Source organism: Bradyrhizobium dasycarpum, assembly GCF_042019905.1.
Classification (GTDB): Bacteria; Pseudomonadota; Alphaproteobacteria; order Rhizobiales; family Xanthobacteraceae; genus Bradyrhizobium; species Bradyrhizobium japonicum_B.
Genome location: NZ_CP169574.1, coordinates 3171956 through 3186818, shown reverse-complemented (window position 1 = coordinate 3186818; position 14863 = coordinate 3171956). Strand labels below are relative to the sequence as shown.

Annotated in this window: 10 protein-coding genes and 2 pseudogenes; 5 read left to right on the top strand and 7 right to left on the bottom strand. The window is 67.2% G+C overall.

Features of this window, described 5'->3' with window-relative positions:
* Nucleotides 1–58: 58 nt before the first annotated feature.
* The 6 genes and pseudogenes from ACETMP_RS15425 to ACETMP_RS15400 all read right to left on the bottom strand — a co-directional run bounded on the left by ACETMP_RS15425 (nt 59) and on the right by ACETMP_RS15400 (nt 10101).
* On the bottom strand, nt 59–2437 hold the full coding sequence (locus tag ACETMP_RS15425; RefSeq protein ID WP_375161591.1) for a TonB-dependent receptor: 2379 nt from the start codon (nt 2435–2437) through the stop codon (nt 59–61).
* A gap of 148 nt (nt 2438–2585) precedes the next feature.
* The gene (locus tag ACETMP_RS15420; RefSeq protein WP_375161590.1) at nt 2586–2990 is read right to left on the bottom strand and encodes a DUF2946 family protein; all 405 of its coding nucleotides are present in this window, start codon (nt 2988–2990) and stop codon (nt 2586–2588) included.
* Nucleotides 2991–3143: 153 nt separating this feature from the next.
* Nucleotides 3144–5208 (bottom strand): annotated as a pseudogene (locus tag ACETMP_RS15415) (hypothetical protein).
* A gap of 148 nt (nt 5209–5356) precedes the next feature.
* Nucleotides 5357–8161, bottom strand: a complete 2805-nt coding sequence (locus tag ACETMP_RS15410) for a DUF4159 domain-containing protein (RefSeq protein ID WP_375161589.1) — start codon at nt 8159–8161, stop codon at nt 5357–5359.
* Nucleotides 8158–9102 carry a DUF58 domain-containing protein gene (locus tag ACETMP_RS15405; protein WP_375161588.1) on the bottom strand — a complete coding sequence of 315 codons (945 nt, stop codon included), beginning with the start codon at nt 9100–9102 and terminating at the stop codon, nt 8158–8160. The genes ACETMP_RS15410 and ACETMP_RS15405 overlap by 4 nt, the downstream gene beginning before the upstream one ends.
* A pseudogene (locus tag ACETMP_RS15400) lies at nt 9102–10101 on the bottom strand (AAA family ATPase). Before ACETMP_RS15400 ends, ACETMP_RS15405 begins: the two are co-directional and overlap by 1 nt.
* Before the next feature lie 256 nt (nt 10102–10357).
* Here ACETMP_RS15400 and ACETMP_RS15395 point away from each other — a divergent pair.
* From ACETMP_RS15395 to ACETMP_RS15375, 5 genes are read left to right on the top strand one after another with little or no spacing between them, the layout of a single operon-like run.
* Complete coding sequence (locus tag ACETMP_RS15395) at nt 10358–10969, top strand: DUF1285 domain-containing protein (protein WP_375161587.1); 612 nt, start codon at nt 10358–10360, stop codon at nt 10967–10969.
* Nucleotides 10966–11637 carry a CoA pyrophosphatase gene (locus ACETMP_RS15390; protein WP_028134843.1) on the top strand — a complete coding sequence of 224 codons (672 nt, stop codon included), beginning with the start codon at nt 10966–10968 and terminating at the stop codon, nt 11635–11637. Before ACETMP_RS15395 ends, ACETMP_RS15390 begins: the two co-directional genes overlap by 4 nt.
* Nucleotides 11634–11897 (top strand): DUF6111 family protein, encoded by a 264-nt coding sequence (locus ACETMP_RS15385; protein WP_375161586.1) that lies wholly within the window; start codon nt 11634–11636, stop codon nt 11895–11897. Before ACETMP_RS15390 ends, ACETMP_RS15385 begins: the two co-directional genes overlap by 4 nt.
* A gap of 10 nt (nt 11898–11907) precedes the next feature.
* Nucleotides 11908–13176 (top strand): CCA tRNA nucleotidyltransferase, encoded by a 1269-nt coding sequence (locus tag ACETMP_RS15380; RefSeq protein ID WP_375161585.1) that lies wholly within the window; start codon nt 11908–11910, stop codon nt 13174–13176.
* On the top strand, nt 13173–13943 hold the full coding sequence (locus ACETMP_RS15375) for a sulfite exporter TauE/SafE family protein (protein ID WP_375161584.1): 771 nt from the start codon (nt 13173–13175) through the stop codon (nt 13941–13943). The genes ACETMP_RS15380 and ACETMP_RS15375 overlap by 4 nt, the downstream gene beginning before the upstream one ends.
* Nucleotides 13944–14104: 161 nt before the next feature.
* On the opposite strand, the gene ACETMP_RS15370 is transcribed toward ACETMP_RS15375, so the two are convergent.
* On the bottom strand, nt 14105–14839 hold the full coding sequence (locus ACETMP_RS15370) for an acyltransferase family protein (protein WP_375161583.1): 735 nt from the start codon (nt 14837–14839) through the stop codon (nt 14105–14107).
* Nucleotides 14840–14863 lie beyond the last annotated feature (24 nt).

Here is a 14863-nt window from a genome sequence, read left to right as displayed (position 1 = left end):
AGGGCTCCTCGCAATGACGGTATGCATCGGGGCGCCCATGCCCCGACCGACGTCAAGCCTAGAACTTGAAGTTCGCGAACGCTCGCACGCCGATGCCGGGCAACAGCACCTGGTCCTTGTTGAAGGAGACGGCATTGCGGATGTTCTCGTTCAGCAGGTTGTTGCCGACGAGCCCGACATGCATCTCGCGCGCGCCGAACCAGCTTTGATCGAGCTTCGTCTTGTAGCTGACCTCGGCCCTTAGCAGGTTGTAGCCAGGCGTCGGGGTCTCCGCGATCGGTGCGATGTCGTTCTGCGCGAACGCGTGCAGCAGGTTGATCCGCGCAAACCAGTCGGCGTCGCGATAATACACACCACCGCCCAGCCGCTGAGGTGGAATGCGCGGCACGCTGGTGCCGTCGTCGAAGGTCGCGCGCACGATGTCGTATTGACCCTCGATGCCCCAGATCCCGTTCCAGACCGGCATCACGTCGTACTGGAACTGGAATTCGCCGCCCCGAAATGTAGCGTCGCGCTGCGAATAGACCGCCTGATTCAGTTCGAGGCCCGGGCCGAGCTGGCAAGCGCCGTCCTCGCACGTGTTGCCGGTCAGGCGCCGGTAGATAAAGCCGTTGAACTTGGTGTAGTAGCCGGTGATTTCGAAGCGAAGCGGCCCGACCGCCCGTCGCAGTCCCGCCTCGACCGACTTGGCCGTCTCGATGCCGAGATTGGGATTGCCGATGTCGAACGTGGTGGTGGCATCGTGGCCGCCGCGCGAAAACAATTCCGCCGGTTTCGGCGCACGCTCGACATATTGGCCGGTGATGCTCGCGACCAGATCCCACGGAAGGTTGTGGATCAGGCCGATGCTCCCGCTCACGGGCGTGAAGTTGCGGTTGACCGCCGTTGCGGGGCCGATCGCGGCCGGATCGACGGCGAGGTCGAACACATCGGGGACGAAGGCTGGCGCCGTGCCGCTCAGCCTTGCGCTCTCGACGCGCCCGGCGATCTGAGCCTTGGTCACTTCGTTGAACTTGAACTCGTTGAAGATGTAGCCGGCAACTTTCGTGTTCTTGTTCGGATCGAACAGACCGTTGATCGGACTGCCAGGATCGTCCGGACTCGGCGCGGTCAGCTTCTGGTGCGACGCCTGAACGCCCACGGCGGTGGTCAGCGCAGCAAAGCGAACGTCGAACGGCGCAAGCTGCACCTCGACGCGGCCTTCCTGTTCCTTGCTGGTGAAGGTCTGTCTCACGCCGAGGGAGGTGAGATCGGCAGAGTCGGCGAGCCCGACCTCATCGTGTTTATAGTCGGTGGCCCCAGCCCAGAACCGGATCGCATCGATGGCCGCAGCGTCCGGCCGATATTCGCCTTTTGTCGTGAACTTGGTTTGTCGCCCGTCGATCCGCGTCAGGAACTCGCTGCCCTCGATACCGGGAATGTGGTAGAGCGCGTTGTGCTGCGTGATCGCCGCGCCAACGTATCCGCCATCGAAGATGTAGGAGCCGCCGACAGATCCGCCGTAGGCCTGCGATGCCGAATTCGGCTGGCGACCGTTGAACGGCAGCGTCGGGTCGGTCAAGAACGGGTAGCTCGGGATGCTGTAGTCGCCGGCCTTGCGGCCAAAGGCATCGGCGTGCATGGCAAAGTTACCGCCGCCGGCGTCGAGCAGCACGGCACCTTCGGCCCCGCGATCGACAGACGTCACGGCCGTCCGTGTTTCCGCGGTGATGCAGCCCGGCGATCCCACGTTTGCCAGCGGCGCCTTGGTCGGGAGTCCGTAAGTTGCAAAGGGCGCCGCGCAGGATGGCAAGGCATCCGGAATTCGATTGTTGGTTGCGCTGACCACGCCGCCGATCGCGGTGGAGCCGTAGCGCAGCGTCGCCGGTCCGCGGATGACCTCGACCTGGTTGGCTGCCAGCGGATCAACCGGCACGAAATGATCCTCGCCGAGATCGGACGCGCCGTTGCTGCCGGTGCCGTTCTCGACGATGCCGACACGGTTGGTGTCGAGCCCGCGAATGATGGGGCGGCTGGATGCGCCGGGAGCGTATTCAGAGCCGGTGATGCCGGGCTTGGAGAACAGGAGATCGCCGAGCGTGCCGCCGCCGTTGCGCCGGATCTCCTCGTTCGGCACCACGGTGACAGTCGCGAACTGATCGGTCACAACAGGCAGCACGCCTTGCTGAGGCGCGGCAGGCACCGGAGCTGCCGGCGTTGCTTCCGCCGCTTGCTCGCGGCTGCGCACCCGCGCGGTTCGTGTACCGCGGCCTGGGTTGCGCGACGGCACCACCGCCCTGCGCACGATCGGGCTTGGCGCCGTCACGGTGACGGCGGGAATCTCGGTCGACGATTGGTTTTGCGCAGGCGTTTGGGCGAAAGCGGGCGTGGCGGCAGCGCCGAGCAGGAGCAGGCTTGCTCCGCCAAGTCGTTGCACGCGTCGCGATTTGAATGACATTGTCCTGATTCCAGTCAGGCGCCGTCCGGATGATGGTCTGCTGATCGGAGGCGGCCTGCCGTCGCGGTGCGACGGAATTCGACTTCAACTCTTCCCGGCCGAGCGCCTGAAAGCGGCGACGGCGGGCGTGATCAAGTGGTGTCGGGAGTCAGGAGGCGGGAGGGGCGCGCGGCTGAAACGCCGCGCCGGCCGATTTCAGATGGAGGAATTCGGCATCGGTGGTGCGATAGAGCAAGTCGATCGCCTGCGGCAGCTGCAACAGTGGCGGCGTCGCGAACAGGATCGTACCCGCCATCGCGACGACGGCGCAGATCGCGCAATTGTCCTCGCCCGGCTGCTCGCGATCGGGGCTTGACGGCGATTGCTTGTGAACCGCCGCGCGGCCGACCGCAGCTTGATCCTTGCTGCCCTCGACTTGGTGGAGCGCGGCCTGGGCCAGCGGTGTGGCCTGAGCGAACCAATGGCTGTGGCCGAACGTCAGCGCGAACTGCACCAGCATCGCGAACAACGCGAGCCGGGCACCGTGCCTGATATTCGACCGGAACCACTTCATCGGAAAACGCCACCCCCACATCGCGAGGCGCCCAGTCCCTGGGGCGTCACGATGTTATAATGTAACATCGCTCCAATCGTCAGCTGATGTCAACGGCACTCGACCCGCGCAGCGCGGGTCGCAGGCCGATGTGGCGTTCGAGCAACGGAGCGTTCAGCGCCCCTCGCGGACCCAGGTCGCTGCAAACGCGCCGAGCAGCAGCAACAGGCCGATCAGACCGGCAAAGATCGGCAGCACGCCGACGCCCTTGACGACGCTGGCATCGCGCATCCTGACTCCCATCCAGCCGTCGCCGGCAAAGACGCTGGCCGAACGCACCGGGAGGACGCGCGGCAGCTCGATGCTGGCGCCATTCGCGACGCGCACGGCGTTGCCGCCGGTCGCCTGCGTCAGCGGCTTCAAGGTCTCGACCGTGGAGGTGACTTCCGAAAACTCCTTCGGATTGGTCGGTCCGACATTGATGAGCGCCTTCAGCGTGCCGTCGGTGGCCTGCCACAGGCCGAGCTCGCTCGCCGGCAGGCTGGCGCGCCATTCGCCGGGCTCCCCTGCGCTCAGCGTCAAATCCTGCGACACGCCGGACGGCGAGGTCACGCTCACCGGCTGGACGCTGTCCGCCATGGTCTGGCGCACCACCACGAGATTCTTGCCCTGCACCTGGAGGCGCAGCGCCTCCTCGTCGAGGTCCGGCTGCTTCATCAGCCAGTGCGACATGCGCCGGAGCAGGTCCAGATGCGGGCCGCCGCCCTCATAGCCGCGCGCCCACAGCCAGATGTGGTCGGACAGCAGCAGCGCGACGCGGCCCTCGCCGAAGCGCGACAGGAACAACAGCGGCTTGCCGTCGACACCCGTCATCACCGGTGGGTTGACGGAATTGCGGGTATCAACGGTGCGGAAGAACCGGCTCCAGCGCGGCGGCTCGGAGGCGGAGCCTTCGAGGCCGCGGGTGACGGGGTGGCGTTTGCCGAGGTCGGACAGATGCGCATAGAACGGCTTTTTCGGTCACGCCGACCGGTTCGGCCGGCAGCACCGTATCCAGCGGCGTGCGCCAGATGCTGGTGTTGGAGGCGTAGTCGGGGCCGGCCGAGACCAGCACCGCGCCGCCCGAGCGGACATAGCGCGCGATGTTGTCGAAATAGGCGATCGGCAGCACGCCCTGACGGGCGTAGCGGTCGAAGATGATCAACTGGAATTCGTTGATCTTCTGCTGGAACAATTCGCGGGTCGGAAACGCGATCAGCGACAATTCGTTGATCGGCGTGCCGTCCTGCTTCTCCGGCGGCCGCAGAATGGTGAAGTGCACGAGATCGACGCTGGCGTCGGACTTCAAGAGGTTGCGCCAGGTGCGCTCGCCGGAATGCGGCTCGCCGGAGACCAGCAGCACGCGCAGCTTGTCGCGCACGCCGTCGATGGCGACGACGGCGCGGTTGTTCACCGGCGTCAGCTCACGCTCGAGCGGGGAGGCCTCGATCTCGACGATGTTCGGTCCGGCATGCTTGATGTCGACGTCGACGCTCGCGGCCTGGCCGCTCGAGAGCGTGCGCTCGTTGATGACCTCGCCGTCCCTGCGGATCGTGACCTTGGCACGCTCGCCGGTGACGCCCTGGTCATCGAGGCGGTAGCTGATGGTCTGGCTCTGCCCGACGATGCCGAAGCGCGGCGCGGCCGTGATCGCGATGCGGCGGTCGCGCTCGTCCTTCTGGCCGGTGATCAGCGCATGCACCGGCGCCTGGAAGCCGAGCGCGGCGGCGTTCGCCGGAATGTCGTGGACGCGGCCGTCGGTGATCAGGAACGCGCCGGCGACGCGGTCGACCGGCACGTCCGACAAGGTCGAGGCGAGGGCGCCGAACAGCCTGGTGCCGTCGGTCTCGCCGTCGGCCTGTCCGGCATCGACGACGCGCACCTCCAGCCCCTTGATCTTCTTCAGGCTGTCGACCAGCGCTTCCTGCGCAGCTGCGGCCTCGCGATTGCGGTTGCCGAAATTCTGGCTCGGGCTCTTGTCGACGACGATTGCGGCGACCGAGGTGAGGGGCTCGCGTTCCTCGCGGGTGAAGGAGGGGTTGGCGAGCGCCAGCAGGAACAGCGCCAGCGCGGCCACGCGCACGGCAGCGCCGCGCGCGCGAGCAATCAGCAGCACAATGGCGACGACGGCGATCGCGGCGAGCGCGAGCCACAGCACGATGGCGGGAACGAGCGGCGTGAAGGCGATGCCGTAATTCATTAAACCACCCTATCAACGTCATTCCGGGACGATGCAAAGCATCGAACTCCGGTGCGCAATCGCGCACCTGAGAATCTCGAGATTCCGGGTCTGGTCCTTCGGACCAGCCCGGAATGACGGAGTGTGTGGATCAAGCGCGTTACCCGCATCATTGCCCCAACCGTTCGATCAGGGCCGGTGCGTGCACCTGGTCGGCCTTGTAATTGCCGGTCAGGGTGTACATCACGATGTTGGCGCCGGCGCGGTAGGCGAATTCGCGCTGGCGGGTGTCGCCGCCGGTCACCGGCAGCATGGCCTGGCCGTCGGGCCGCACCGCCCAGGCGCCGGCAAGGTCGTTCGAGGTGATGATGATCGGCGAGACACCGTCGCCGCCGCGCGCCGGCCGCTGCGCGCTGTCGTCGTCCTCGTCGCGCGGCAGGGTCTCGACCCAGGTCTGGCCGGTGACGAAACGGCCGGGGAAGTCGCGCAGCAGATAGAAGGTCTTGGTCAGCACGTGCTCGCGCGGCACCGGCTCGAGCTCGGGCACATCGAGCGAGGACAGGATCTCGCGCAGCGTCTGCATGGCGGGGGTTTGCGCCGCGCCGTTCGCGCCGGGCGGGGCTTCGATCGCGTCGCGGGTGTCGAACAGCACGGTGCCGCCCTGCTTCATGTAGGCGTCGATCTTGTTGATGGCGTCCTGCGGCGGCTTTCGCGCGCCCGGCACGATCGGCCAGTAGATCAGCGGGAAGAAGGCGAGCTCGTCGCGCGCCGGATCAATCCCGACGGGATCGCCGGCCTCGAGCGCGGTGCGCTGGGCCAAAAACAGCGTCAGCCCGTTCATCCCCGCCTTGACGATGGAATCGACGTCGGCATTGCCCGTGACGACATAGGCGAGGCGGGTTTGCGCCGTCGCCTTCATCGCGAAATCGTCCGCGGCGCCGTCGGCGCGTGACGGCGTCGGCGCGAGCGTGGTGAGCAGCAGGCCGAGCACGATCATGGCGGGCGCGGCGCGGCGGCGCAGCAGCGCGGCGATCCCGCCGCCGAGCACCGCGACGATGAGGGCGTCGATCAGGAACAGCGCCAGCGCCGTCGACAGCAGCCAGCCGCGCAGGTCGCGCGGCTCGGCATTGGTGTAGGTCGCGTGGCGGGCGCGCAGGCTCGTGGTGTTGAGGGCCGCGATGCGGTCGGCGCTAGCAAGCGTGTTCACGGCGAGCGGTCCTTCGGCCGGGCCATAGAAGCCGGGCGGATGATCTGATGTGGCGCGGTCGCGGTAATCCGCGGGCAGCGGCTTTGCGGTCGCCGGCGGCGGGCCGAAGGCGCCGAAGCCGTCGAGGATGTGCAGCGGCGCCACCGTCTCTGTGGTCGCTTCGCTGGCAATTCCTGCGCCGGGCTTGGAGGTGTAGCCGGACATGTCGACCACCCGCCGCAGCATCTCGACGAAGGTGCCGGACATCGGCAGATCCGACCAGCGCATGTCGGCGCTGACGTGGAACAGGCTGACCAGCCCCTTGCCGCGATGCTCGCCGGTGACGAGCGGCGTGCCGTCCTCCAGCGAGGCCCAGCTCTTGGTCGCGAGCACGGCGTCGGGCTCGGCCAGCACCTGGCGGCTGACGGTGACGTCCTTGGGGACCGCGATGCCGGCGAACGGGCCGTCGCCCGCGAAGGAGGCCAGATGCTGCGGCTTCTCCCAGGTCAGGCTGCCGCCGAGCGTGCGGCCGCCCTTGCGCAGCTTGACCGGCACCAGGTCGTCCTCGGCCTGCGCCAGCCGGGGACCTGCGAACCGCACCAGGACGCCACCCTGGTCGATCCAGGCATTGAGGCGCTCGCGCAGCTCCGGCGCGATGGTGCCGACATCGGCGAGGATGATCATCGGCAGCTTCTGGTCCAGAAATTGTGTGATGCCCTGCTGCGGCGAGCCCTTGTCGGCGAGCCTGACGTCGGCGAACGGCGTCAGCGCACGGGCGAGGTAGAAGGTCGGCGCCAGCAGCGGCTGCGCGGTCTCGCTGGTCGAGCCCGAGACGATGCCGATGGCGCGGCGGCGCCAGCGCTTGTCGAGCAGCTGCACCGCGCCGACGGAACGCTCGCCCGAGATCTCCAGGCGGCTGATGTCGTTGCGCAGCTCGACCGGCAGATCGAACGCGGCGTCGGTCTCCTTGTCCTGCGGGCCGAACGAGAACCGCGCTTCGCCGATCGGCGAGGCCTTCTGGTCGAGCGCGCGCACGGTGCCGACCACGATGCCGCTGTCGGTGCGCAGCACCTTCACCGTCATCTTCGCGGCGGCGTTCTCGGCCGCGACCAGCGCCAGCGGCGAGGGGGTGCCGCCATCGAAGATGGTCAGGCTGCGCTCGCCGATGGTCTTGCCGAGGCCGGCCACGAATTCCTCGCCGCGGCCGGTGTCGACGCCATCCGACAGCCAGGCGATCTCGCAGTCGCCGGTGGCTTTCAGGAAGCGGTCGATCGCGGCGAGCGTGTCGACGCGGTCGACCGAATAGGGTTTTGGCGCGAGCTGGCGCAGCGCGACGCGCGCGGCGCCCGCCGGCATCAGGGTGATGTCGCGGCTCGGCTCGGACAGCGGCACCAGCGCGATGGCGCGACGGTCGTTGTCGGCGTTGGCGATCAACTCGTCGGCGGCCCTGATCCTGACATCCCAGTGCGATGCGGCGCTCCAGCCGTCGTCGAACACGATCATCAGCGGCGCCTTGCTGCCGGCGAGGCCGGTCTGCGGATTCCAGATCGGGCCGGCGGCGGCGAAGATCACCAGCGCCGCCGCAAGCAGCCGCAGCGCGGTCAGCCACCATGGCGTCCGCGAGGGCGTCTCCTCGCGCGGGGCGATGTCGAACAACAGGCGGGTCGGCGGAAACTCGATGCGGCGCGGCCGCGGCGGCATCACGCGCAGCAGCCACCACAGCACCGGCAGGCTGACGAGGCCGATCAGAAGCAGCGGTTGGGTGAAGGCGAGCGGCAGTCCCATCATGCGGCCGGCCCCGCCTTGATGGTCGTGGTGCGGGCGCCCGACTTGCTCACCTGCATGCCGGCATGCAGGAACAGCAAGAGCTCGGCGGCGGAGCGGTCGGTGGCGTGCGTCGTGAACAGCCAGTCGAGCTTGCCTGTCTCGGCGCGGATCTGGTCGCGATGCAGCGCGAGCCGCGTGGTGTAATCCTGCGCCCAGCTCTCGGCGCGGCCGGCGGTGATCACGCCGAACCCTTCGGGCTCGACGAACTCGACGCGGCCGGAATAGGGAAACGACTCTTCGGCGGGATCGACGACCTGCACCAGCGTGCCATGCGCGCCCGAGCCGGACAGCCCTGCGAGAGTCGTCCTGATCTCGGAGATCGGCGACCAGAAATCCGACAGCACGATGGTCTCGGCGAGCGCGGCAGGCACGAAGGACGGCGGCAGGCTGGGCCGATCGGCATCGTCATGCAGCATCGCCTGCGCCATCTTGTCGATGACGCTGCGGCTCGCCGTCGGCGCCATCAGCCCGGGGATCCCGACGCGTTCGCCGCCGGAGACCAGGAGCTCGGCCAGCGCGAAGGCGACGATCAGCGTGCGCTCGAGCTTGGACTCGCGCGCGGTCTTCGAGGCGAACGCCATCGAGGGCGAGCGGTCGGGCCAGATCCAGACCGTGTGCGAGGCTTCCCATTCGAGCTCGCGGACATAGAGATGGTCGTCGCGCGCCGAGCGCCGCCAGTCGACGTTCTGCGACGGCTCGCCGGAGACGAAACGGCGATATTGCCAGAAATTTTCGCCGGAGCCGGCGCGGCGCCTGCCGTGCAGGCCGTGGATGACGTTGGCGGCGATACGGCGGGCTTCGAGCACCAGGCGCGGCAAGGACGCTGCGAGCGTGCGGCTTTCGCCATCGGCACGTCGGATCGCGATGACCTCCTTCGCCGTGTGCCCGTTCTCCGCTGCCATCAACCGATCCGTGTCTTCAATTGCCGGATCACGTCCGGGATCGTGCGGCCCTCGGCGCGCGCCTGGAAGGTCAGTGCCATGCGGTGCTTCAGCACGGGCTCGGCGAGATCGAGCACGTCGTCGACCGAGGGCGCCAGGCGGCCGTCGATCAGCGCACGCGCGCGTACCGCCAGCATCAGGGATTGGCTGGCGCGCGGGCCGGGGCCCCAGGCGATGAACTTGCCGGATTCGCCGGCGTCGGGACCCGGACGGGCCGAGCGCACCAGCGACAGGATCGCCTCCACGACGGAATCGCCGACCGGCAGGCGTCGGATCAGCCGCTGCGCGGCGATCAGCGCGTCCGCAGTCATCGATCCCTTCGCCAGCGTTTCCTCGGCGCCGGTGGTCTCGAACAGGATGCGGCGCTCGGCGTCGCGATCGGGATAGTCGACGTCGATCTCCATCAGGAAGCGGTCGAGCTGCGCTTCGGGCAGCGGATAGGTGCCTTCCTGCTCCAGCGGGTTTTGCGTCGCGAGCACGTGGAAGGGCTTTGGCAGGTCGTGACGCGCGCCGGCCACGGTGATGTGCTGCTCCTGCATCGCCTGCAGCAGCGCCGACTGCGTGCGCGGCGAGGCGCGGTTGATCTCGTCGGCCATCAAGAGCTGCGCGAACACCGGACCCGAAATGAAGCGGAAGGCGCGCTTGCCCGTGGTGGTTTCGTCCAGCACCTCGGCGCCGAGAATGTCCGACGGCATCAGATCGGGCGTGAACTGGATGCGCTTGGCATCGAGGCCGAGCGTGACGCCGAGCGTCTCGACCAGCTTGGTCTTGGCAAGGCCGGGCACGCCGATCAGCAGCGCATGGCCGCCGGAGAGGATGGTGACCAGCGTGTTTTCGATCACGCGGTCCTGGCCGAAGATGACGGAGGCGATCGCATCCTTCGCGGCGCGAATCTGGCTCGACACCTGCTCGGCCGAACGGACGATCCCGTCCTCGAAGTTTCTCGACACTCTCCGCCATCCGTTCGCTCCTTCAGCCCGCCATGCGGCTGCCTGGGCCGTCATGTCATCGCATCGCGTCAAATCATGGGCCTATGCTAGGCTTGCAGGAAGGCCATGTATTCGTTGAATTAACCTATCCCCACCTTATCGGCTTCGGGTTATGTACGGCATCACGAAGTGGCGACCTCCACACCGGACTATCCCGGATGGAACCGCGTACCCGAGTACAACGTAGACCTGCACCAATCGTGCCAAAGACAGAGTCAGGGCAAACCATGGCGAACCAAGGGCAGAGCGCCGATCGTGGCCTCGAGGGGCTGACTGCCGCCGCCAAGAATGCTGCCAATGCCGAAGGCGGCAAGAAGGGCCTGCCGCCGGTGCACCTGTGGAATCCGCCGTTTTGCGGCGATCTCGACATCCGAATCGCCTCCGATGGTACTTGGTTCTATTTGGGCACGCCAATCGGGCGTCCCGCGCTGGTGCGGCTGTTCTCGACCATCCTCAAGCGCGAGGGCGACAAGCATTTCCTGGTCACGCCGGTGGAGAAGGTCGGCATCCGCGTCGACGATGCGCCGTTCATGGCGGTCGAGATGCAGAAGGACGATGAGAGCGGCCATCGCGTGCTGCGCTTCCGCACCAATGTCGACGACTGGGTCAGCTGCGATGCCGCGCACCGGCTGCGCTTCGAGCAGGCGGCGGACGGCGGGCTGACGCCTTACCTGCATGTCCGAGCCGATCTCTGGGCCAAGGTCACGCGGGCGCTCTATTACGATCTGGTTGACATGGGCGAGGAGCGGATGGTCGATGGCCAACCGATGTTCGGCGTCGAATCGGCCGGCGAATTCTTCGTCATGGCCGATGCGGAGCAGGTGAGGGCCGCGCTTTGACCAAGCCTATTCTGAAGAGCGACCAGGTTGTGCTCGGCGCGGCGGATTTCTTCGCCCGCTCGAAGGCGAAGCTCGGCTTCGACGTGCCGGCCGGCCTCTACGATCCCAACATCATTCCCGCCTCGGGCGATCCCGGCACCGACAAGATGCTGGAGATCATCGCACGCGAGCAGCCGGTGCGCCCCGCCGCGGTGCTGATCGCCGTGGTCGATCATCCCGAGCCGACCATTCTGCTGACGCAGCGCGCGGCGCATCTCAACGACCATGCCGGCCAGGTCGCCTTTCCCGGCGGCAAGATCGACGCGACCGATTCCTCGCCGCTGGACGCGGCGCTGCGCGAGGCCGAGGAGGAGGTCGGGTTGTCCAGGGACTTCGTCGAGCCGCTCGGCTATCTCGATCTCTACGGCACGGCGTTCGGCTTCCGCATCCTGCCGACGGTGGCCAAGGTCCGGCCGGGCTTCTCGCTCACCATCAACCATTCCGAGGTTGATGACGCCTTCGAGGTGCCGCTATCGTTTCTGATGAACCCGGTGAACCATCAGGTGCACAGCAAGGAATTCCGCGGCATGGAGCGGTCCTATTACGCGATGCCGTTCGCGGAGCGCTACATCTGGGGGGCCACGGCCGGAATGCTGCGTGTGTTGTATGAGCGGATCTATTCGTCATGATCCGGACGGTTCTGACCGAGATCGGAATCTTCCTCATCCCGTTTGCCGTCTATGCGCTGTTCCTGGCCGCGGGCCGCTCCGGTGTGTTCGCGCGCTCGTCCTGGCCGGTCACGATCGTCGCGCGCCTCACCCTGGTCGCGCTTGCGCTCGTCATCGCGGGCCTGATCGGCCTTGCGGAGTTCTCCGGCGCGCCGCCGGATTCGACCTACGTTCCCGCCCATATCGAGAACGGTCGGCTGGTGCCGGGCGTGGAAAAATAGGGGCAGCACGATGAGCGCGGAGCCTTTACTCGCGCCGGTCCTTGCCGATGCGCCCTGGCTGATCTCGGGCGGGACCGCGCGCGTCCTGCAATTGCTCAATGCCGACGGCGAGGAGGCGCGGGTGGTCGGCGGCGCGGTGCGCAACGCGCTGCTCGGTCTTGTGCCCGGCGACATCGACATCGCGACCACGGCCAGGCCCGAGGAGGTGATGCGACGTGCCAAGGCCGCCGGCATCAAGGGCGTGCCGACCGGCATCGATCACGGCACCGTCACGCTGGTCATCGACAGCCATCCCTATGAAGTCACGACGCTGCGGGAGGACACCGAAACCTTCGGCCGCAAGGCCAAGGTGGCGTTCGGTCGCGACTGGGTGAAGGACGCCGAGCGGCGCGACTTCACCATGAACGGCCTGTCGGCCGATGCAAAGGGCGTCGTCTACGATTATGTCGGCGGCATCGCGGATGCCAAAGCGCGCCGCGTGCGCTTCATCGGCGATCCCGACCAGCGCATCGCCGAGGACTATCTGCGCATCCTGCGCTTCTTCCGCATCCACGCCGCTTTCGGCGCGGGCGATCCCGACCGCGACGGCTATCTCGCCTGCATCCGCGGCCGCGCCGGCCTTGCCAGCCTCTCGGCCGAACGGGTGCGGATGGAGATGCTGAAGCTCCTGGTGGCGTCGGGCGCATCCGCGGCCGCGCTGGCCATGGCCGAGGGCGGCCTGCTGCAGACGCTGGTCGGCGGCGTCGTCTACACCGGGCCGCTGGCGACGATGATCGCGGTCGAGCGCGAGCTCGGCCTCGCCGCCGGCAGCACGCGGCGCCTCGCCGCGCTGACCGTCGCCGTGACCGAGGATGCCAAGCGCGTCGCCGCGCGCCTGCGGCTGTCCAATGCCGAGACCAAGGCGCTGGATTCGATGGGACACCGCTGGTGGCGTCTCGCCACCAAGGACGAGGCCAATGCGCGGCGGCTGCTCTACCGGCTCGGTGCCGAGCGCTATCACGATCGTGTGTTGCTGGGCTGGGCGCGGAGCGGCGGCGATGTCGCCTCCACGCGCTGGCGCGCGCTCGCCGAGCTGCCGCGGCGCTGGACGGCGCCGAAATTTCCGCTGAAGGCCGCCGACTTCATCGCGCGCGGACTGCCTGAAGGACCCGCGCTCGGACACGTGTTGACGCTCGCCGAGGACGCTTGGCTTGCGGCGGATTTTCCCCTAGAGGAAGCCGCACTCGCTGCCATCGCCGATCAAGCTGCGGCCCGCGTCAGCCGCGACGAGAGAACGTGACCATCGTCTCAGGCTTCGCCGACATCTCGATCTTCCAGCTGCTGCTGGTCGCGTTGATGGCGTTGTTTGCCTCGATCATCGGCGGTCTCGCCGGCTACGGCACCGGCGCCCTGATGCCGCTGGTGCTGGTGCCGCTGGTCGGCGCCGAGCCCGTGGTGCCGATCATCGCGATCTCCGCCATCTTCACCAATTGCAGCCGCGCGGTCGCTTACCTGCGCTACGCCGACCGCCGCCGCGCAGCTATCGTGCTCGCCTGCGCCGCGGTGACCACCGCGCTCGGCGCCTACGGCTATACGCGGCTGACCAATGCGGGCGCGGCGCTGGTGATCGGCGCCATGCTGATCCTGAGCGTGCCGCTGCGCCGCGTGCTCCGCCGCCGAAGCGTGCGGATCGGCGACGGCGGCCTTGCCGCCGGCTCGGTCGGCTACGGCGTCCTGGTCGGCGGCACCTCCGGCTCCGGCGTGATCCTGCTCTCGCTCCTGATGGCCGCGGGCCTGGAGGGCGCCGCCGTGATCGCGACCGATGCGATGATCTCGCTCGGCACCGGCCTGATCAAGATCTCCGTGTTCGGCCTTGCCGGCGCCGTCACCGCGCAGGTGCTCGCCTTCGCGCTCCTGATCGGGGTGATCGCGATCCCCGGCGCCTTCCTGGCAAAGGCCTTCGTCGAGCGGATGCCGCTGCACATCCACACCGCGATCCTCGATGTCGCTGTCATCACCGGCGGGCTGGTGATGATCTCGGCGGCGGCGAGGCAGCTCCTGGCGTAGATGGGTGGGCCCGATTGGGCATGCGAAACGATGCCCGCGATCAGGCTCGTTCTCACGAACGTCGCAGCTGATCCAACGGAAAAAGCGCCGGCTCAACGGTCCGCGGCAACTGTAACCCGAAGCGGACCTCAGACCATCGAGCCCGAGTAGCGGATCGGATTTCAATGCGTATGCAGTGCCGCCGAGCCCTTTTTAGGTCGCACTATGTAGGCCGTCCGCAGCCGTAGAAGCGGTTTCTCGAAGAACTCGAATGACAGCCCCGCCACGGGTACGAATGCCGCGAAAAGCACGGTCGCAGCTGGGAGCGCCCACCAAAAGTTGGCGTCTTGGCCAGCACGGTCTTTGATGAGGAATATTAAGACCTCGCGCAGGAAGAAATGCAGGAGATAGATCGAATATGACCACTCTCCGATTTTCCGGAGGCAGAAATCAACCTTCGGGGGAATGCTAATCGCTGAATTGTCGTACCAGGCGACGAAACTGCCAAAGGCGACGGCCTGCATCGTCGGAATGACTATCCATAATGCCGAGGGAGAGGGATAGGCCCCATCGAGGTTGAAGAAGCCGCCCTCGGCGTCGAATATTTGCCAGAAGATCAGGAACAGCAGCCCACATGTGAAAGCCACGACGCGACGTGCCTTTACGCCAAGGCCAGCCGTTGCGAAGAACATGCCCATCAGAAACTGGTCGATCGCCCCGACAATGGTCCAATACGCCACGAGCTGGACCTCTCCGTATCTGACCCAGAGGAGCGCACGCAGGCAGAGGCTGAGACAGATGCCGATGAGCAGTGCATAAGGCCCAAAGCGGTTGCTGAGCGCGAGCAGGTACGGGAACAGCAGGTAGAAGTGAAACTCGATCGTGATCGACCAGGCTCCGTTCGGCAACGTCGGCAACAAGACTCCGCGCCAGATCTGACT